Genomic DNA, 1,104 nt, shown 5'->3' with positions numbered 1-1,104 from the left:
GCCGAGTCGACCGCGCACCTATCGAACCGTGACATCAAATGCGAATCTTAGGAAACAGAGGTCCGATGAAATCCGGTGGGCGCCCTCCGGGTCACGATCCAACGACGGCGAATCAATTGCCACAAAAGAACGCGAGAAGACGCAAAAGAACCGGGCGCTGTCGTCAGGCGTCGGTTAGCAGCGTGAACATCAGCGATCACCTCGCACGCGGACCTCTACGATTGAGATGACGTGAGCGTGATGATCGAAACGGGGTGAAAGTTTGTGTCTCGCGGCAACGAGCGTGCTGGGGTGCATCGCCGGGTTCGTGGCGTCGGTCGGCACGCCGGTCAGAATGATCGTCGCGGTTTGCCAATGTACTCGATTCGAATTGCCAAGGGAAATTCGGGCGTCCCAATCTCCAGCCGGCATGTCAGGCGTCGGTTGTCAGCGTTGAAATCGTCAGGCGTCGGTTTGTCTTCGTCTGCCGTGTCGACCGCGCACCGGTCAAACCGCGACATCAAAAGCGAATCCCAGGAAACGGAGGTTCGACGCCATCAGGTGGGCCAACTTCGAGCGCACCAATCAGCAGCATGGACGACAGGCGTTGGTCGATCGCAGCTACGTCTACCGCCGCGAACGGCGGTGGTCACCGCGTCGGCGCGATGGACCAGAACTCAAAAACAAACTCAACTCGCCGACTGCGGTGCACCACCTGGTTCACGCGTCCGGCCGCGACGACAGCCCGAGCCATCGCCGCTGCTTGCCAATGTACTCGATCGGAATCGCCGTGGGAAATCGAGTCACCCAATCAGCGGTCGGCACTTCAGGCGTCGGATTGTCTTGGATCGTGCTCGTACTCAGCATCGCGGTGCTCGTGCTCGTAATCGATCGACAGGCGTCGGTTTGCCTTCCTCGGCGGAGTCGACCGCGCACCTATCGAACCGTGACATCAAATGCGAATCCCAGGAAACAGAGGTTCGATGAAATCTGGTGGGCGACCTTCGGGTCACGATCAAACGACGGCGAATCAATTGCCACAAAAGAACGCGAGAAGACGCAAAAGAAGAAGTGGGCGCTGTCGTCAGGCGTGGGTTAGCAGCGTGAACGAAATGCGATCTATCC

General features: G+C 58.7%; 1 protein-coding gene. It reads right to left on the bottom strand.

The window, feature by feature from the left end:
* Positions 1-699: 699 nt before the first annotated feature.
* Positions 700-846 carry a hypothetical protein gene (locus NZK35_RS33915; RefSeq protein WP_259636963.1) on the bottom strand — a complete coding sequence of 49 codons (147 nt, stop codon included), beginning with the start codon at positions 844-846 and terminating at the stop codon, positions 700-702.
* Positions 847-1,104: the final 258 nt, after the last annotated feature.

Source organism: Stieleria sedimenti (assembly GCF_025060895.1).
GTDB lineage: Bacteria > Planctomycetota > Planctomycetia > Pirellulales > Pirellulaceae > Stieleria > Stieleria sedimenti.
The sequence above is the reverse complement of the archived record's forward strand: the minus strand, read 5'-3'. Positions and strand labels throughout refer to the sequence as shown.